The organism is Tundrisphaera lichenicola (genome assembly GCF_051175385.1).
GTDB classification, from domain to species: Bacteria; Planctomycetota; Planctomycetia; order Isosphaerales; family Isosphaeraceae; genus Tundrisphaera; species Tundrisphaera lichenicola.
On record NZ_CP195106.1, the window covers coordinates 578,775 to 595,738 of the forward strand.

16 protein-coding genes are annotated in these 16,964 nt (G+C 65.9%); 8 read left to right on the plus strand and 8 right to left on the minus strand.

Annotated elements, in window-relative coordinates; all coding sequences use genetic code 11:
- Positions 1-139: 139 nt before the first annotated feature.
- Positions 140-1,108: a collagen-binding domain-containing protein gene (locus P12x_RS02265; protein ID WP_435009203.1), complete on the minus strand. Its 969-nt coding sequence runs from the start codon at positions 1,106-1,108 to the stop codon at positions 140-142.
- Between the two features lie 213 nt (positions 1,109-1,321).
- Positions 1,322-2,095, minus strand: coding sequence for a hypothetical protein (locus tag P12x_RS02270; RefSeq protein ID WP_435009204.1), 774 nt, complete (start codon positions 2,093-2,095; stop codon positions 1,322-1,324).
- A 339-nt stretch (positions 2,096-2,434) separates the two neighbouring features.
- Here P12x_RS02270 and P12x_RS02275 point away from each other — a divergent pair, with 339 nt between their 5' ends.
- Positions 2,435-2,602 carry a hypothetical protein gene (locus P12x_RS02275; RefSeq protein WP_435009205.1) on the plus strand — a complete coding sequence of 56 codons (168 nt, stop codon included), beginning with the start codon at positions 2,435-2,437 and terminating at the stop codon, positions 2,600-2,602.
- A gap of 19 nt (positions 2,603-2,621) precedes the next feature.
- Positions 2,622-3,668 (plus strand): 4-hydroxythreonine-4-phosphate dehydrogenase PdxA, encoded by a 1,047-nt coding sequence (pdxA, locus tag P12x_RS02280; RefSeq protein ID WP_435009206.1) that lies wholly within the window; start codon positions 2,622-2,624, stop codon positions 3,666-3,668.
- A 39-nt stretch (positions 3,669-3,707) separates the two neighbouring features.
- Here pdxA and P12x_RS02285 read toward each other — a convergent pair whose 3' ends face one another.
- Positions 3,708-4,838 (minus strand): alkaline phosphatase family protein, encoded by a 1,131-nt coding sequence (locus P12x_RS02285; protein ID WP_435009207.1) that lies wholly within the window; start codon positions 4,836-4,838, stop codon positions 3,708-3,710.
- Positions 4,839-4,899: 61 nt separating this feature from the next.
- Positions 4,900-5,685: a DUF502 domain-containing protein gene (locus tag P12x_RS02290; RefSeq protein ID WP_435009208.1), complete on the minus strand. Its 786-nt coding sequence runs from the start codon at positions 5,683-5,685 to the stop codon at positions 4,900-4,902.
- Between the two features lie 216 nt (positions 5,686-5,901).
- On the opposite strand from P12x_RS02290, the gene P12x_RS02295 reads away from it, so the two are divergent.
- A complete protein-coding gene (locus P12x_RS02295; RefSeq protein ID WP_435009209.1) occupies positions 5,902-7,623 on the plus strand; it encodes a M3 family oligoendopeptidase in 1,722 nt (573 codons plus the stop codon).
- Positions 7,624-7,718: 95 nt separating this feature from the next.
- Here the strand turns inward: P12x_RS02295 and P12x_RS02300 are convergent, their stop codons facing one another.
- Positions 7,719-8,108 (minus strand): HU family DNA-binding protein, encoded by a 390-nt coding sequence (locus P12x_RS02300; protein WP_435009210.1) that lies wholly within the window; start codon positions 8,106-8,108, stop codon positions 7,719-7,721.
- Positions 8,109-8,346: 238 nt separating this feature from the next.
- On the minus strand, positions 8,347-8,559 hold the full coding sequence (locus tag P12x_RS02305) for a hypothetical protein (protein ID WP_435009211.1): 213 nt from the start codon (positions 8,557-8,559) through the stop codon (positions 8,347-8,349).
- Positions 8,560-8,967: 408 nt separating this feature from the next.
- Between P12x_RS02305 and P12x_RS02310 the strand changes: the two genes are divergently transcribed.
- Positions 8,968-10,314: a Gfo/Idh/MocA family oxidoreductase gene (locus P12x_RS02310; protein ID WP_435009212.1), complete on the plus strand. Its 1,347-nt coding sequence runs from the start codon at positions 8,968-8,970 to the stop codon at positions 10,312-10,314.
- Positions 10,315-10,385: 71 nt separating this feature from the next.
- Here the strand turns inward: P12x_RS02310 and P12x_RS02315 are convergent, their stop codons facing one another.
- Complete coding sequence (locus P12x_RS02315; protein ID WP_435009213.1) at positions 10,386-11,861, minus strand: aldehyde dehydrogenase family protein; 1,476 nt, start codon at positions 11,859-11,861, stop codon at positions 10,386-10,388.
- Positions 11,862-12,765: 904 nt separating this feature from the next.
- Here P12x_RS02315 and P12x_RS02320 point away from each other — a divergent pair.
- The 4 genes from P12x_RS02320 (at position 12,766) to P12x_RS02335 (ending at position 16,251) form a co-directional block, all read left to right on the plus strand.
- Positions 12,766-13,635 (plus strand): hypothetical protein, encoded by an 870-nt coding sequence (locus tag P12x_RS02320; RefSeq protein WP_435009214.1) that lies wholly within the window; start codon positions 12,766-12,768, stop codon positions 13,633-13,635.
- A 155-nt stretch (positions 13,636-13,790) separates the two neighbouring features.
- Positions 13,791-13,961 carry a hypothetical protein gene (locus P12x_RS02325; RefSeq protein WP_435009215.1) on the plus strand — a complete coding sequence of 57 codons (171 nt, stop codon included), beginning with the start codon at positions 13,791-13,793 and terminating at the stop codon, positions 13,959-13,961.
- 373 nt (positions 13,962-14,334) lie between these two features.
- A complete protein-coding gene (locus P12x_RS02330; protein ID WP_435009216.1) occupies positions 14,335-15,153 on the plus strand; it encodes a hypothetical protein in 819 nt (272 codons plus the stop codon).
- Positions 15,154-15,171: 18 nt separating this feature from the next.
- The gene (locus tag P12x_RS02335; RefSeq protein WP_435009217.1) at positions 15,172-16,251 is read left to right on the plus strand and encodes a radical SAM protein; all 1,080 of its coding nucleotides are present in this window, start codon (positions 15,172-15,174) and stop codon (positions 16,249-16,251) included.
- A 151-nt stretch (positions 16,252-16,402) separates the two neighbouring features.
- Here the strand turns inward: P12x_RS02335 and P12x_RS02340 are convergent, their stop codons facing one another.
- Entirely contained in the window at positions 16,403-16,954 is a 552-nt protein-coding gene (locus P12x_RS02340; RefSeq protein WP_435009218.1) for a hypothetical protein, read from the minus strand.
- Positions 16,955-16,964 lie beyond the last annotated feature (10 nt).

Consider the following 16,964-nt stretch of genomic DNA (forward strand, 5'->3'; position numbering starts at 1 on the left):
GGTTCGATTCTAGCCGAGATGGATCAATCTCGATAGACGTTCACGCGGGCCGGTCGGGGTCGGCGATCGAGAAAGAGGCCCGGCCGGTGTCCGGCCGGGCCCCGAGAGTCTCGATCCTGCCGGGCCCGATGGTGGGGGCTCAGGCGGCCCGTCGTCGGCGGAGCCAGCCGGCACCGACGATCGCCAATCCGCTCAGGGTCGAGAGGATCGTGGCCGGCTCGGGGACGGGGTTGGGGCTGGGGTCCACGAGCGGGGGCACATAGCCCTCGAAGCCCGGCCTCGGGGATCCGAACGACCTCGGGAGGTCGATCTCGCCAATCTGGGTGATCGACTTGACGTAGATCGAGCCGACCGGCGAGCTGCTCGTCGTCAGGTCGGCATTCGGGGCGAGGATCGAACCGCCAAAGTTGTTGAAGCCGTTCAGGGCGGTCGCGTTCTGGAAGTTGAAGAGGAGGTGAGCCTCGTTCGCCAGGTTCGAGAATGCGGCGAAGTTCAGGCCCGAGGAGAAGTAGTTGATCGCGTTGCCGCCCATCACGTTGATGATGACCGTCGTGCCGGCGCCGACCCCGGTCAACGCGGAGACCGTCCCGCTCTGCGTGAGCAGGCTCTGGTCGATCGAGAAGACCGCCACGCTCCGGCCGTTGATCGTGGTCGGCATGGCGTTGAACTTGATCTGGTTCGGGTCCGACGCGTCGACGGTGCTGTTGGTCGTCAGGGCCGCATAGGCCGCCGAGACGTCGGCCAGGTAGGAAGACAGGCCATCGGTGAAGGTCGTCACCGTGGACGGGTCGGCGGCCACGCCGTTCACCGAAGCGGGCCCCGAGCCATAGATGAAATTATGGCCATTGGTATTGAGGTTGGTGACATTCCCGGCCAGGGCATTGAAGATCCCGGCCGGGGGCGTCAGCGCACCCCCGGCGAGCTGCCCCCCGAATGTGAAATTGTTGGACTTGAGGGTCCCGCCGACGAGGACCCGGCCCTGCACGTCGGAGTTGGTGGTCACGTCGCCGGTGGTGATCAGGTTGTAATCGCTCAGCGTGATCCCGGCGGAGGCGAGCTGCGTTGCCGCCGCGAGCAGCGAGGCGGCGAGGAGGATCGTCCGGTGCATCAATGGAGTCTCTCGGGTGAGATTCGAGGGAGGTACGGGCGCGCTCGACGATCCTGCGACCAGGCCCGGGGGGTGACTCCGGTCGGAGATGACCGGTCATAGTCGTGAACGCTTCTTAATCTCAGTTTTGGTTTCTAATCCAGACCTGATCGAGCCACCAGGTGAATAAATACCTCGTCGCGAATTCTCGACGACCGTGGGTGCCCTGGCGACTCACGCGTCTTTTCTCGGCCACAGGCGCGAAGAAAATAAGCGATCCGGGTGGCCTCGAAGCCTGCAAGCGGCGGCGGCGATGGCCAACCCCGCCAGCGTCGAGATGACCGCCGACGGCTCGGGGACGCCATGAATGACGCCGGGCGAGGGGCCCGAGGGCGTGCCCGACCCCGGTGGTCCTCCGGGGCCAGGGCATGATGGCCCCCCGACCCCGGTCGTCGGGTTCCCGATCCCCGGGAAGTCCGGGCCGAGGGGGAGCGGGTTGTGGTCCAGGAGCGAACCGGGCGGGAACGGCCCGAATCCCGGTCCCAGGGTGCCCGGATTCACGAACGGGTCGATCGTCCCGACGCCCGGCGACCCGGATCCGCCCAGGCTGCCGCCCCGGCCCAGGCTCCCTCCGAAGATCGGATACTGGGTCGCGACCTGGCGGAGGTCGAACAGGAAGGGGGATCCCCCAGGGCCCGAGGCCCCTCCGAAGGTCGAGGGATTCCACTCATAACGGGAGGCCGCCAGGAACGGCCCGATCCCGCCGTCGTTCCTCGAAAGTCCTCCGCTCGCGAGCGGGTCGACGGCCTCGACGGGGATCACGGTCCCTACGACCGGTTGGGGCATCAGGACGACCGGCCCCTGAAAGCAGAGCGGGAGGCAACTGGTCGAGACAAGGGAGGGGCAGTCTTTGGCATGACCGAAAAGCCAGCAAGCCTCGGTCGGGACAGGATCGGTCAAGCCGGCCAACAATACCATCAGAATCACGGAGCGACGAGCCAGGTTCATGGACGTAAGAGCCCTCACGCGGACCCGCAGAGGGCCGCGCTATCGAGGATTAAAGATGACGGTCTTTTTAAGTTTCGGGCCGATCGCCGAGGAGCAACTCGTCGATCATCGACGCCTTTAATTTCATGTTATGGCCGGAGTGGGCGACTATAAGTCCCCCTCCGGCCTCTGTTGAAAAAACCAACGCCGCACGCCTGCATGCGTTGAGTCCCGGCATCATTATCGTAGGAACGGTCGACCTTTCTGCCGCCTTTCTCGGCCGAGCCGGCCTGATTGCGTCACGGGTCGGCTCGACGTCGGGGTCTGTGGTCGAGATAATGGGGTTTTGGAGACCGGACGATGATACGGCGCACCATCCTGATTGCCGCCCTGCTCGCGGCCGGCTGCGGCGAGGCCGAACAGTCCCGATTCACCCCGGCCTCGGCGGATCCGAAGGGGGCCGGGCCCGGCGAGCCGGTCAAGGCTTCGACGGAAGTGGCGATCCCCCGGAATATCGAGACGCATTGAATTGAGGGGATCGAACGTGATGGATGAGAGGCCCCTGGTGGCCTTGACGATGGGGGACGTGGCGGGCGTCGGCCCCGAGGTGATTGCTCGCGCGTGGGCCGGCGAGGCGCTCCGGGGACTGGCCAGGCCGTTCGTCGTGGGCGACCCGGAGACTCTTCGACGGGCCGTCTCGCTGCTCGGGACCGGGGCCGAGGTCCGAGCGATCGCCCGTCCCGAGGAGTCCGACCCGTCGGGCCTCGTGATCCCCTGCCTGCCTTCGACCAATCAGGATCTCTCCGGGGTCCGACCCGGCGTGGTCGATCCTCGGGCGGGTCGGGCCGCAGCCGACTTCCTGATCGGGGCCGTCGACCTGGCGATGGCCGGGCGGATCGACGCGATCGTCACGCTCCCGCTCCAGAAGGAGTCGCTGCACGCCGCAGGGGTCCCCCACCCCGGACATACCGAGATCCTGGCCGAGCGTTGCGGGGCCGCCGAGCACGCGATGATGCTCTATCTGGCCGCCCCCGAGGGATCTCGACGACCCGGCCTGGGCGTGATCCACGCGACGCTCCACGTCGCGCTCCGGAGGGTCTTCGACCTCCTGACCGTGGAGTCGGTCGAGGCCAAGATCCGCCTCGCCGACGAGGCCCTCCGCCCGCTGACCGGCGGGCGACCCCCGCGAGTGGCCGTGGCCGGCCTGAATCCCCACGCCGGTGAGAACGGGTTATTTGGCATCGAGGAGCAGGCCATCATCGGCCCCGCCGTCGATCGCGCCCGGGCCTCGGGTATCGATGTCGAAGGCCCGATCGCCGCCGATACCCTCTTCGCCCGCGCCCTGGGCGGCGAGTATGACGCGGTGGTCGCCATGTACCACGACCAGGGGCACGTCGCGATCAAGACGGTCGGCTTCGACCGGGCGGTCAACGTGACCCTCGGCCTGCCGATCGTCCGGACCAGCGTCGCCCACGGCACGGCGTTTGACATCGCCTGGCAAGGTAAGGCCGAGATCAACAGCCTGATCGAGGCCGTGAGGGTCGCCTCGCGGATCGTCGAGGGGAAGCGGTTCCTCTCGGGCGCGGGCGGCTGATCCGGGCCGGGTCGTGACCGGAATCTCGCCGCCTCGGGTTCATCGGCCCGGATTTCCCGTCGAGCCCGCCTGCGCCGGGGCGAGGATCGGCAGGGGCGGGGCCGATTTCGGGCTCGCCGCGACGAAGTCCTCGCCGATCAGTTGGGCGATCGTCGAGGCGACTTGCGATTGCGTCGATTCCACGCCCTCCCGGACGCCGAGCGGGGGAATGCCTTTCCCCATCAGGGCGATCCAGATGTGCTCCGCCCCTTCCACCTTCGCTCCATGATCGGTCCAGTCCTTCCCGGTGCCGCCTCGCCCGTGGTCGGTGGTCAGGATCAGGGCCGTCCTGTCGCGGTACTCGGGCATCTCCTGGATGGTCTGCCAGAGCCCGGCCAGGAAGCGGTCGGCCTGATGGGCGGACCGCAGATAGAGGTCATACCGTCGGCCGTGGGCCCACTCGTCGGTCTCGCCCAGCCCGATATAGAGGACCCGGGGCTTGTGCCGGATCAGGTGCTCGCGGGCGGCCTCCATGATGATCGCGTCGTAGGTGCAGTCGGGCCAGTACCGAGGGAGGTGTTCGATCATCAGGTTGGCCGCCCGCTGGCGATCGGTCGGCGTCCCGTCGACGATCGGGGACCAGCCCGCGTGGACCTTCAGGCGGTTCTCCGAGGTCCGGAAGATGAACGGGAAGACGTCCCAGGAGCAGAAGGCGGCGACTCGGTCCCGATAGGCCGGTCGCTCGTCGAGGAATTCCAGGACCGAGCGGTTCGGATTTGGTCGTTTGGCGTTGGAATCGATCCGGTCGTCCCCGAACCCGCAGAACATCTCGCTGTAGCCGGGGTAGGAGAATTTCTTGCCGTTGGTGAGCCTGGCGGGAGACTTCCTCGAAAGGTCGCCGAAGACCTGGCCTTTCTCGGCGATCGTCCCCCAGAAGAACGGCAGCAGGGCCGCTCTCCGGCCCTCGGGGGAATCGCGCCAGAATTCGCCTTTCAACCCGGCGACATCGCGGACGCCCCCGTCCTTCGCGTCGATCAGGGCCTCATCCGCCCCCCCGAAGAACTCCTGATGGCGGAAGCCGTCGAGCGTCACGACGATGACATTCTCGGCAACCGCGGGAGGTTCGTTGGCATGGGTGGCCGCGCCGAACGATCCGAGACAGCACGCAAGGGCGAGGATTCGCGATGGCATGGGAGGCTCCAGGGAGGATGATCCGGGATCGTTCGGCCGAAGATCCGGGCGTCTGGATGGCTTAAGCGGGCCCGTCGCCCGCTACGGAGGGGAAGGGATGGCCCGAAGGGTCGACGATCGGCCCGGTCGGCGGGGCGTGGATCCCGAGGTTGTACTGGATCACGCTCGGGGTGGTGATCCCGCCGGAGAGGATCGCCTGGAGGGCCTGATTCACCGACCAGTCGATGTCGGTCACCCGGTCCTCGGGGACGAAGAGCGTGAAGCCCGCCGGGGGGACCACGCCGGTCAGGACGCAGACGCAGAGGATCGGGCGGCCGGTCGAGGCGTCGCTGAGCGTCTTCGAGACGAATCCCAGGGCCTTCGAGCCGGGGTGGGGGAACTCCACCAGGACCACCCGCTGGAACGAGTTCCCCTGACGCTGGGCGTCGAGCGACTCGAAGACGTTGCTCAGGGCCTTGTAGATCGTCGTCACGATTGGCAGGTGCAGGAGCACCCAGTCCAGCGCCCGGCGGAACCAGGAGCGGGCCAGGAGCCCGAGGATGTAGAGCAGGCCGATCACCAGGAAGATCGCGATGATCGGCGAGACGTATTGGGAATAGACCCCGTCTTCCCGGAATCCTTCTCGGAAGTTCAGGAGGTAGCGTACGAGCCTGCTGGCCGGGGCGAGGATCGCGTTGTTCAGGGTCAGGTAGAGCTGATAGACGATCCAGAAGGTCAGGGCGATCGGCAGGGCCATGATCAGGCCGCTGATGACCCGCGTCCTCAGGGCGTCGATCAGGGCCCGGATGGCCCCGACCTCGTTCAGGGGCGGAGGCTTCTCGAAGGGCGGGGGCGGGGTCGGGTTCATGCGTCGGGGTTCCGGCTTCGGGGGTCGTCGACGGTCCGAGGTCGGATCATACACGATCAGTCCAGGGGAGGGGGCCTCTCTCCGTCGGGTTTCTCGGCCCGATGGGGCGGGGCGATGACGACCAAACCGGCTGGCCAGACGGGCGGGCGGTCGGTAGGTTAGGGGGGCGCCCGACGGATCGGCGTCCCTTTGCCCGATTTCCAGGACCCTCACGCCATGGCCGAGACCGCATACGCCCCCGAGACGTTCCCCCACCGCTGGATCCCCAACGAGGCCGAGTTCAAGACCTGGGATCAGATCGAGCCCTGGTATCGGCAGCTCCTGGCGCGCCCGATCGACTCGCCCGAGGACCTGGAGGGCTGGCTATTCGATCTCGGCGAACTCAATGGGGCCGTGTCGCAGGAAGGGGTCCGACGCTACGTCGCCATGACCTGCCAGACCGACGACCTCGAGCGCGAGGCCGCCCACCTGGCCTTCGTCCGCGAGATCGAGCCGAAGCTCAAGCCGGTTCAGAATGAACTCCGGGCGAAGTACCTCGATTCCCCATACCGGTCGGGCCTGCCGAAGGGACGCTACCTGGTCTTCGACCGGACCCAGGAGAACCGCCGGGCCCTCTATCGCGAGGCCAACATCCCCCGCGAGACCGAGCTGGCCGAGCTCGACCAGCAGTATCAGAAGGTCATCGGGGCGATGACCGTCACCTTCCAGGGTGTGGAGCGGACCCCGGCGCAGATGTCCCCGTTCCTGGAGGAGACCGATCGGGCGCTCCGCCAGGAGGCCTGGGAGTTGGTGGCGGCGCGTCGGCTGGCCGACCGCGACACGATCGACGACCTGTTCGATAAGATGGTCGGACTCCGCCAGGAGGTCGCTCGCGAGGCCGGCTTCCCCAGCTTCACCGAGTATGCCTATCGGGTCCGCGAGCGGTTCGACTACGGGGTCGCCGAGGCGACCGCGTTCCAGGATGCCATCGCCAAGGTGGTCGTGCCCCTGGCCCGGAAGCTCCAGGAGGAGCGCCGGGAGGCCCTCAAGGTCGAGTCGCTCCGCCCCTGGGACCTGTCGGTCGACCCCCTGGGCCGCCCGCCGCTCCGGCCGTTCGCGGAGGTCGAGAAGCTGGCCGAGGGGTCCGAGGCGATCTTCAACGACGTGGATCCCGAGCTGGGTGCCCAGTTCGCCTACCTCCGGGCCAACGGGCTCCTGGACCTGGCCAACCGGAAGGGGAAGGCCCCCGGCGGCTACCAGACGACCCTGGAAGACGACCGGCTCCCGTTCATCTTCATGAACGCCGTGGGCGTCGACGGCGACGTCCGGACGCTCCTCCACGAAGGGGGCCACGCCTTCCACGCCCTGGCCAGCCGGGGCGAGCCGCTGGCGGCCTATCGCGAGAGCCCGATCGAGTTCTGCGAGGTCGCCTCGATGTCCATGGAGCTGCTCGGGGCCCGGAACCTGGAGCTGTTCTACAACGAGGACGACGCCAACCGATCCTATCGGCAGCTCCTCGAAGGGATCGTGACGATTCTCCCCTGGATTGCCACGGTCGACGCCTTCCAGCACTGGATCTACGCCCACCCCGGCCACACCCGGGATGATCGCCGGGCCGCCTGGAATGGGCTGCTCGACCGCTTCGGGGGGATCGTCGACTGGTCGGGCTATGAGGACGCCCGATCCAGCAGCTGGCACCGCCAGCTTCACATCTTCCTGTACCCCTTCTATTACATCGAATACGGGATCGCGCAGCTGGGGGCGCTCCAGATCTGGAGGAGGAGCCTGATCGACCGGGCGGCCGCCGTGGCCGACTACCGGAAGGCCCTGGCCATCGGGGGTGCGAGGCCCCTGCCGGAGCTCTTCGAGGCCGCCGGGGCGAAGTTCGACTTCTCCGAGGCCAGTATCGGCCCGTTGATGGACGCGATCGGTCAAGAGCTGGACCAGCTCGCCCCCTGATCCGTCGGGCTTCGGCCATCCCCCAGGCGGGCGCATGCGAAAGGGCCGATCGATTGTCGATCGGCCCTTCGTCAACCCGGCTCGGGGTCGATGGCTCAGACGAGGTCCTTGAGGGCCTTCAGCGGGACGGCCTTGATGACGTTCCGGGCGGGCTTGGCCTTGATGGTCATGGGCTGGCCGGTGAAGGGGTTGATCCCCTGCTTGGCCTTGGTGGCGTCCTTTCGGACCACCTTGAGCTTGAGCAGGCCGGGTACCACGAAGATCCCCGGGCCTTTCTTGCCCAGATCCTTGGCGATCGACTCATTCATGGCGTCGAAGACCTCGGAGACCTGCTTCTTGCTCAGGCCGGTCTTCTCGGCGAGCGAGGCGAAGATCTCCGACTTGGTGGCCGGCTTGGCCTTGGCGGCTGGAGCGGCGGCTTTCTTGGCGGCGGGGGCGGCGGCGGCCTTGGGTTCGGCGGCCTTCGGAGCGGCTTTCTTGGCCATGGGACGTGTTGCCCTCCTGGAGAGTACGTTACGCAAGGCTGGAGAGCCGGACCGACCTGGCCTCCCCTCTGAAGGCCTGTCTCCACGGCTCCTGCCGAACCTTTTCGACGGGGGACCACGAAAAGATACAGGAAAAATCGGGGTTCGGCGCCGGATCCTTGCATTTTCCCCGGTTTTTTCAGCCTCGACCACGCTCAGGGGGCGATATTCCCTCGAAAACCCCGCCTAATCGGCCGACTCAGACGGCGGCCCTCGAACCCTCTCGAGGCTCGAACCCCATCAGGAACCGCCCGGTCGCCGACATCATCGCCACGGCGAACCCCGCCCCGGCGAAGGCCAGGGCGCTCCGCTCGGCCTGGGGAAAATCATTGAAGGATCGGTGCATATGGACGCTCCCGTCGGTGATCCGCAGCAGGATCATCGGGCTCGCCGACCGCTTGAAATCGTACATGGCCTCTCACTCCCGGACGGAATCCGGCGACTCGGCTCGCGACTCGAGTCCCGACAATCACCCCACCCAATCAACCCTAGTCCCGATTTCCGACTTCCGTGGCCGTCAATTCTCGGATCCGGCCCGGCCCCATCGGGAGGGGTCGGGCGCCTCCCGGCCGGTCATCGACCCCACCCTTGGGGGGTCTCTCCCTAGTAACACGGGGGAACGGGCCCGCGTGTCGCGCGTTGCCCGGAATCGGCGCCGGCCGGGGATCGGGCGCTGACTCCGATCAACCTTGGCCCGGCTTGCGGGTGGGGAAAACCGGGGTTACGCTGGGTCCCATCGCGATCGGGCCCTCGCCGCCCCCGGGCCTTCGCGTCCGGTCGTCCCTCGATCCGAGCCCACCCACCCGGAGCCAGCCCTCGCATGACCGACCCCCTTTCGCTGACACGCCGGAACTTCCTCCAGACCTCGGCCGCCGCCGGGGCCGTCGCCAGCCTGCCCGCATCGGTCCTCGCCGGTGCCGCCGGGGCCAATGATCGCCTGAACATCGCCATCGTGGGCGTCGGGACCCGAGGGGGCCAGCTCATGACACCTCTGGTCGAATGGGCCTCCAACGACACCCACAACATCCGGGTGACCCGGGTCTCCGAGATCTACACCAAGCGGCTCGATCGCGGGCTCGACCGCGTGGCCAAGGCCGGAGGGAAGGCCGAGGGGGCCCGCGACTACCGGGCGGTCCTCGACGACAAGGACGTCGACCTCGTGGTCGTCGCCACCCCCGACCACTGGCACCATAAGATCGCCAGCGAGGCCCTCAAGGCCGGCAAGCACGTCTACTGCGAGAAGCCGATGTGCCACACCATCGACCAGGCCAAGGACCTGGTCAAGGTCGTGGGCGAGACCGGCAAGAAGCTCCAGGTCGGCGTCCAGGGGACCAGCCTCCAGGTCGCCGACAAGATCCGCGAGCACATCCAGAAGAACGGGATCGGCAAGCTGGTCCTGGCACAGTCCAGCCTGACCCGCAACAACGTCGCCGGGCAGTGGCGCGACTACGGCGAGTACGACGCCGACGCCAAACCCGGCCCCGACCTCGACTGGGACCAGTTCCTCGGCCACCAGTACGGCCTGGCCCCCAAGCGCGACTGGCACGCCCCCCGCTACTTCCAGTACCGGTGCTACTGGGATTACTCCGGCGGCGTGGCCACCGACCTGTTCTTCCACCAGCTCGCCTTCTTGGTCAAGGCGATGGGCGTGGGGATGCCCAGGCAGGTCGTCGCCGCCGGCGGGATCTACTGCTTCGGCGAGGACTCCACCACCCCCCAGGGTGCCCCCGACGACCGCGAGAACCCCGACCTCTTCAACATGTTCGTCGACTACCCGGGCGGGCCGACCGTCACCCTGCTCGGCTCGCAGGTCAATGACGTCGCCCTGACCGAGCTGATCGGCGGCCACGACGCCACGATCATCGTCGACCGCAAGAACGACTCGGCCCAGGTCATCCCCCAGAAGTCGATCGGCCGGATCAAGGAGACCATCACCCTCAAGGGGGATGGGGCCATGAACGAGCGGGTCCACTTCGCCAACCTGTTCGACGCGATCCGGGACGGGGCCGCGCTGAACTGCCCGGTCGAGCTCGGATACAAGGTGAACGTCCCGATCGCGATGGGCGTCATGGCCTACCGCCAGAAGACCGCCATCGGCTGGGACGCCAAGGGGGAGAAGGCCGTCCCCGCCTCCACCCTCATGGATTGCGGCTGCGAGGACGAATAAGCCGCCGGCCCACCTCATCCCCTGTAGGACAGGATTCATCCTGTCCTACGAGGGGAGAACTTCCATCAGCTTCAGCCGAGCGAGACCGTCACGGTCTTCAGCTCGGTGTAGTTATCCAGGGCCTTCTCGCCGAGTTCCCGGCCGATGCCGGACCTCTTGTACCCTCCGAAGGGGGCGGCGGCGTCGAACACGTCGTAGCAGTTGACCCAGACGGTCCCGGCCCGGAGGCGGTGGGCGATCGAGTGCGCCTTGCCGATGTCCTGGGTCCAGACGGCGGCGGCCAGGCCGTAGTCGGTGGTGTTGGCCCGGGTCACGGCCTCCTCGACGTCCTTGAACTTGATCACCGAGAGGACCGGACCGAAGATCTCGTCGCAGGCGATCGCCATGTCGTCCTTCACGTCGGCGAAGATCGTCGGCTGGATGAAGAACCCCTTATCGCCGTGGCGCTCGCCGCCGGTGACGACCCGGGCCCCTTGCTCCTTGCCCTTGGCGATGTAGCCCATGATCCGGTCGAACTGATTCTTGTCGATCTGCGGCCCCTGTTCGGTCGTCGGGTCGGTCGGGTCGCCCAGCTTCCGGGCGCGGACCTTCTCGGACAGCCGGGCGACGAACTTGTCGTGGATCGACTCCTGGACGAACAGCCGGCTCCCGGCGCAGCAGCACTGCCCCTGGTTCAGGTAGATCCCCAGCAGGGACCCGTCGACCGCCTTCTCGATGTCGGCGTCGTCCAGGATGATGTTGGGGCTCTTGCCGCCCAGCTCGAAGGTGATCCGCTTCAGGGTGTCGGCGGCCGACTTCATGATGATCTGGCCGGTCCGCCCCTCGCCGGTGAAGGCGATCTTGTCCACCCCCGGGTGGGCCACCAGGGAGGCCCCGGCGGTCTCGCCGAACCCGTTGACGATGTTGATCACGCCGTTGGGGAACCCGGCCTCCATGGCCAGTTCGCCCATCCGGAGGACCGACAGCGGGGTCTGCTCGGCGGGCTTCATCACGATGGTGCAGCCGGCGGCGAGGGCGGGGCCCCACTTCCAGGCCACCATCAGCATCGGGAAGTTCCAGGGGATGATCTGCCCGGCCACGCCCATCGGCTCGCGCCGGGTATAGCAGAAGTAGTTGCCCCGGACCGGGACGGTCTGGCCGTGGATCTTATCGGCCCAGCCGGCGTAATAGCGGATGGTGTCGATGACCAGCGGGAGGTCGCCGTTGCGGGCCTCGGCGATCGGCTTGCCGTTGTCCAGGGTCTCCAGCGCGGCCAGGTCGTCGATGTTGTCTTCGAGCAGGTCGGCCAGCCGGTTCATCAGCCGACCGCGATCGCGGGCGTCCATCTTCGACCAGGGGCCGGATTCGAAGGCCCTCCGGGCGGCCTTCACGGCCAGGTCGATATCGGCGGCGTCCCCCTCGGCAACCCGGGCGATCACCTCCTCGGTGGCCGGGTTGATCGTCTCGAAGGTCTTGCCGCTGACGCTGTCGCGCCACTGGCCGTCGATGAGGAGTTTGGTCTGGAGCGACCGCTTCGTCTGGCGACGGGGCTCGGTGACTGTGGCCATGCGTCGAACTCCTGTTGTTCATCCGGAGAGGAACCCCCGAAAGCCCGGGGGCGATAACCCATATCATAGGAGTGCGGACCCGCCCGACTCAAGCCGCCGGGCCGCGCGACCAGGGCCAATCGGACCGTCGTGACATTCTCCCCATCCTGTAGGGTGGCGTCGAAGCGAAGCGAGGCCCACCCGACCGGTTTCGCCTAAGCCCCCATGTTTCCCACTTCCTCGACAACTTCGTGAGTGGCTTCGTTCCGGCATGGCGAATGGCTTCGTTCGGACTGGCCGAGTGGCTTCGTTCCGGCATGGTGAGTGGCTTTGTTCCGGGATAATCCTCCAGATTGTGCGGCCTCGACCTTGTCGGTTTCGTGTAGTAAGTGCCTGCCGTCGCCGTGGTTTGCGTCGTTGCTTGGTAAGTCGTCACCGGGTACCCCATCGTCGCGAATGGGTTCGTTCCAGCCTGGCGAGTGGGTGGTTCTGCGAGTCTCTCCGAAGATCTCAACCTGGTTAATCTGGGTGGCAGGGGTAAGCGCAGCTTACCCCGGGAGCAGGCCCCCAGACGCGAGTGGGTTCGTTCCGGGATCACGGATGGGTTCGTTCCTCAAGCAGACCCGCCTTCGAGACGAGGGCCCATGGCCCGGGAATCTTCCTCGTAACTTTCGCGATCCCGGGTTTGTCTTCAGCACACTTTCCGGGGGGCTTTCGCGAAATGGTCCCCGTCTCGGGTCCTTGGCGACATCGAGGTGACTCGGGGATTCCGGCTCGGATTGGCTCCCGGGCGAGGCCGCTGAGCGTCATTCGAAGCTCATCGCTTTCTTTATCGAGTCCCCGCGCCGAGGGGCTCACGTCCGGGTCGATGATCGTCGATACATTCCTCAGGATCATTACAGTTTGCCGTTCTTCGAGAGTGTTTATGCGCCCCGCCTGGTTCCTCCTCGCCATCGGCCTCACCTGCCTCAGCGGCTGCACGACGAGCCGGTTGCGTCAGAGGACGATCAACCAGGGCGGCACCTTGCCCGAGCTGCAATATCAGCAGGTGCTGGACAACCTCGCGCTCTTCTCGGTCAATCCCTCCTCGATTCCCTGGCACGTGAATCTCCGGGAAGGCACGACGCAGGTGACCGACTCGCTCTCGGGCGGAGCACTCGTGGACCTCGGGCCTCCGGTCTCGACCCAGCCTCAGCTTTTCGGTTCGAGGACCGCCGTCGCGCAGTGGGGGATGTCGCCGGTCATCGACACGACCGAGTTGCGTCTGCTCCGGATCGCCTACCGTCGGGCCCACGGGATCCCCGACATGCCCGACCCCGAGTTCGTCGACGAGCTGGCCCACGACCTGAAGGACCAGTTCGCCTCGAATACCGACCTCGTCAACGAAACCGAGCTGTTTTACGAGGACCTGAGTCGCGCGAATCGCGATTTCCGGATCCTGGAAGCCCGGACGGTCACGGCCAACGACACGGGATTCTGCGGCGAGTTCGGCCCCCTGGACGGGGATCGATCGCCGCTGGTGAGGAACACCTGCCGCAAGGTCGAGTCGATCCGACGCGATCTCGCCCGGATCGGGCCGGGCTGGTTCCACACCGGAGGGAGGCGAGACGTGCCCAAGGACGCCTGCTACGTCGGCCAAAGCGGCGACCGCTACGTCTGGGTCTGCGCCGACGGTCGCGAGCAATTGACCCAGTTCACGCTGACCGTCCTGAAACTCTCCTCGCTGATCAAGGAGACCCAGACGCTGATCAGCCCCGGATCGGTGAAGTTCTCGCCCGGCGATCGGCCCGGCTGAGCGGCCAGGTCACGTCGTGAGGGGCTCATCACCAAACCAGATCAGAATCCCCCTATTGGCAGCCGAGAAGCTCCGGACGATCCCCCGAATTTCGGGGAGATCATGAGCTGGCTCCGATCATCCCCCCGTATTCATCGTGGGGAGGGATTGCCAACGTGAATGGCCGGAAGCTCCTGCCCTGGCCGGTCTCCGTAATCGCCGACTTCTCGAATCCGCTCGCCTGGTTCGCCCTCATCATGCGCATCGTGGGCCGGATCGCGCCACGGGACCTCATCGTGATTCTTGCAGTGGATGCGGTCTTCTGGGCAATGGCTGCGTTCTTCTAGTGGACCCGCTCAAGCGCGTGAATCCACCTCAGCCAAGGGGCGTGACATCGCCGGTCGAGTCCACGAGGTCGGCCCTGGCCCCGCCGCGGACGGGCGTCAGCATCACGATGCATGGATTCACTGAAAGTACAGCATTTCAAAACCGTGAGGAATTCGTTTGCCTTTTCCTTGAGATTTATTTATTCGAATAACTGGTGTTATAAAAAGAACAGAAATCTGACGTCGTCTAGTCCGTCATGAATAAGCACTTCATGCATGTTGATCGTGAGACCGTGGTGAGTCTCCCGGGGCTGAGGCTGGGTCCAATTCTGATGATATCGCCTCTGTCGTACTTTAATCGTCAAGGCCCCGTCGCGGCGGGGGGAGGTTATCCATGGCTCAAGGAACCGGGATTGGGGAAGTTACGCTTAACACGGCCAAGATCGCCACGCGCGATGAGGGGGGGCAATTCCTGTTGTTCCATGTGCCGAGCGGCCGATTCCTCGCCCTCGAGGGGGATGGGCGGCGAGTCTGGGAAAGCATCGTGAAGGGTACCAGGGACATTGCCACGCTGATCAAGGAGCACGCGGAGGCGGCCTGTCTGGCGCCAGAAGTTGCCTCATTCCAGATCATCAGCTTCCTCGACGAACTCCGGGCCCAGCAGTTTCTGGACTACCGGCTTGCTCGCGAGAAGGACTCGGCACCCCAGATCGACGTACCTCTGGGCTCGACCTCGTCAGGGGACGACTCAACTCGGACCGGCGTCAAGACTCCCGGCCCGAGTTCCACGGGTGAAAAGCGGGTGATTATGCTCGAACCCTCGCGAACCGACCTGACTCTTCGCGACCTCAAGCAACTCGCCGAGCGGACGATCGACTTCGACCTGCCCCCGATCGAGAAGGTCATCCTGGCCGATGTACCCCGCGATCAACTCTCCATCCCGACCATGAGGCGGATCGCCGCGGGAGCCGAGGAGGATCCGAGCGATTCGATCCGACGGATGGTCACCTTCGACGGGCCGGCCTCGGATATGACGGTCAAGGAACTTCACGGGATCGCCGGCATGAATCCTCGGCTCGCCGCGGCCTCGGCGGTCCGGAGGGTGATCGTGATCGTGATCATCGTCGACGGCGTGATCATCGTCGTCATCGGGAGCGACCCTGGCACGTCGTACGGTAAGAGCCGGTCCGCGTGCAAGACCGTATGCGTCTGATGCGGGGGAGAGGCTGATATGATCCAGATCGTCCAGCCCAGGCCAGACCGGCCGATCCACGTCCAGATCGAGGTGACCTGGAAGTGCAACTGGCGGTGCGTGCATTGTTACCAGGATGATCATTCGCTCCAGGTCCTCAACCTGGAACGTCTCCGCGATCTGGCCCGGGAACTGGCCGAGATGGGGACGATGCACGTCATCGTCACCGGAGGAGAGCCCCTGGTCCGTTCCGACATTTTCCCGATCCTGGAGTCATTCCGGGCGCAAGGATTGGGCCTCACCCTCTATACGAACGGGCACAAGGTCACCGACGAGGTTGCCGACCGTCTTGCCGGCTTGATCTCCACGGCCGAGATCAGCGTCCTCGCCGGTGACGAAGCCGTCCACGATCTCCTGGCGCGGGTGCCCGGCGCCTTCCGACGGACCATCCGAGCAATCGAGGAGCTCAGCCGACGAGGTGTGGATGTCCTCGTCAAAACCCCCTTGCTCCGCCCTGGCTATTCCACGCTCAAGGCCCTGGAGGGCCGGATGCAAGACCTGGGAGTGGAGTGGACGGTCGACCCGGAAATCTCGCGGAGCTATTCCGGCGAGCAGTTTCCGCTGCAATACAAGTTGGACTTCGACGAGGTTCGCCGGTTTTTCGCCGACTTTCCACGGTTCAACCCCCAGGCCGGCTACAAGCCCACCACCGACCCCGGGGTACGCCTGGGCATGTGCCTGGCGGCTCGGCAGTTCTGTTTCATCGATGCTACCGGTAATGTCTATCCTTGCCTCAATTTCAAGAGTGCCTGCGACGTGCGAGAGGCGAATGGGAACGAGGCCGCCGCGAGGCTCGGGAACATCCTCGATCAACCCTTCGGACGAATCTGGGAATCCTCGCCGATGGCCCGGGCGATCCGGGCGGCGACGGTGTCGGACTTCGCAACGTGTGGCGGATGCAAGGCCCACGAAGGCTGTCGCCCCTGCATGGCCCTGAACTATGAGGAGCACGGGGAGCTCTTCCGGCCGTCCCAGATCGTTTGTCGACAGACCCAGGCGGCAGCCTCGCTCACAGATCCGACCTTCATCCCCGCAAGCCAGCTCCGCCCGGCTCGTTGAACCGACGAACGTCGGGTCATTGAAACGGATGGAACGTGAAGATCTCCCGGATTGTCAGCCAAAGCGGAGTGGTCAGGAACCGATCTCGGACCCTTCATCCTTACGCCATGAATATGCCCTGAACCTCGCACTCGAGCTCCGTCTCAAGGTCTCAGAACGGTATCCCATACGTCCTCGGTGCCTTCCGCCAGAGGGTCATGGGGTCGCCGGTGGCGGGGTCTCGGGCGGGGATGGGCAAACTTCCGATGAGTTTGATGGCGGCCTTCGACTCGGCCTCGGTTACTTGCTCGTCCCGGATCAGGTCCCAGTCGCGGCCTTCGGGGTACCCTCCGACCATCTCCGAATCGCTGGAATGGTCGAGCCGGATGTGCGAGGTCCCGGCCGGGAGGACCAGGATGTCTCCGGCGGTCAGCTGTATGACCGTCCCGCCTTCGCCTCCCAGGCGGAGCGTGATGTGGCCTCGGGCCATGCCGAGCGCCTCGTGGCTGGTGGAGTGGAAGTGGTTGTAGTCGTAGACTCCCAGCTCTCGCCAGTTGTTCAGCCAGTCGTTCCGGTGGAAAGTGGCCTCGATCGCGTCGGCGAGGTCCTCGCCCGCCTCGGCCTTCACCGCTCCTCGGTGGATCAGGACGGGGAATCGGCTATTGGGGACCCGGCCGTTGGGCTGGAATTGCAGGGTCTCGATCCGCGAAGTTGGTTCGGACATGGCGTGAATC

What these genes read in the sequence shown, in the direction of transcription:
- P12x_RS02265 (WP_435009203.1), bottom strand. Translation starts at nt 1,108, where the DNA reads ATGCACCGGACGATCCTCCTCGCCGCCTCGCTGCTCGCGGCGGCAACG.
- P12x_RS02270 (WP_435009204.1), bottom strand. Translation starts at nt 2,095, where the DNA reads ATGAACCTGGCTCGTCGCTCCGTGATTCTGATGGTATTGTTGGCCGGC.
- P12x_RS02275 (WP_435009205.1), top strand. Translation starts at nt 2,435, where the DNA reads ATGATACGGCGCACCATCCTGATTGCCGCCCTGCTCGCGGCCGGCTGC.
- pdxA (WP_435009206.1), top strand. Translation starts at nt 2,622, where the DNA reads ATGGATGAGAGGCCCCTGGTGGCCTTGACGATGGGGGACGTGGCGGGC.
- P12x_RS02285 (WP_435009207.1), bottom strand. Translation starts at nt 4,838, where the DNA reads ATGCCATCGCGAATCCTCGCCCTTGCGTGCTGTCTCGGATCGTTCGGC.
- P12x_RS02290 (WP_435009208.1), bottom strand. Translation starts at nt 5,685, where the DNA reads ATGAACCCGACCCCGCCCCCGCCCTTCGAGAAGCCTCCGCCCCTGAAC.
- P12x_RS02295 (WP_435009209.1), top strand. Translation starts at nt 5,902, where the DNA reads ATGGCCGAGACCGCATACGCCCCCGAGACGTTCCCCCACCGCTGGATC.
- P12x_RS02300 (WP_435009210.1), bottom strand. Translation starts at nt 8,108, where the DNA reads ATGGCCAAGAAAGCCGCTCCGAAGGCCGCCGAACCCAAGGCCGCCGCC.
- P12x_RS02305 (WP_435009211.1), bottom strand. Translation starts at nt 8,559, where the DNA reads ATGTACGATTTCAAGCGGTCGGCGAGCCCGATGATCCTGCTGCGGATC.
- P12x_RS02310 (WP_435009212.1), top strand. Translation starts at nt 8,968, where the DNA reads ATGACCGACCCCCTTTCGCTGACACGCCGGAACTTCCTCCAGACCTCG.
- P12x_RS02315 (WP_435009213.1), bottom strand. Translation starts at nt 11,861, where the DNA reads ATGGCCACAGTCACCGAGCCCCGTCGCCAGACGAAGCGGTCGCTCCAG.
- P12x_RS02320 (WP_435009214.1), top strand. Translation starts at nt 12,766, where the DNA reads ATGCGCCCCGCCTGGTTCCTCCTCGCCATCGGCCTCACCTGCCTCAGC.
- P12x_RS02330 (WP_435009216.1), top strand. Translation starts at nt 14,335, where the DNA reads ATGGCTCAAGGAACCGGGATTGGGGAAGTTACGCTTAACACGGCCAAG.
- P12x_RS02335 (WP_435009217.1), top strand. Translation starts at nt 15,172, where the DNA reads ATGATCCAGATCGTCCAGCCCAGGCCAGACCGGCCGATCCACGTCCAG.
- P12x_RS02340 (WP_435009218.1), bottom strand. Translation starts at nt 16,954, where the DNA reads ATGTCCGAACCAACTTCGCGGATCGAGACCCTGCAATTCCAGCCCAAC.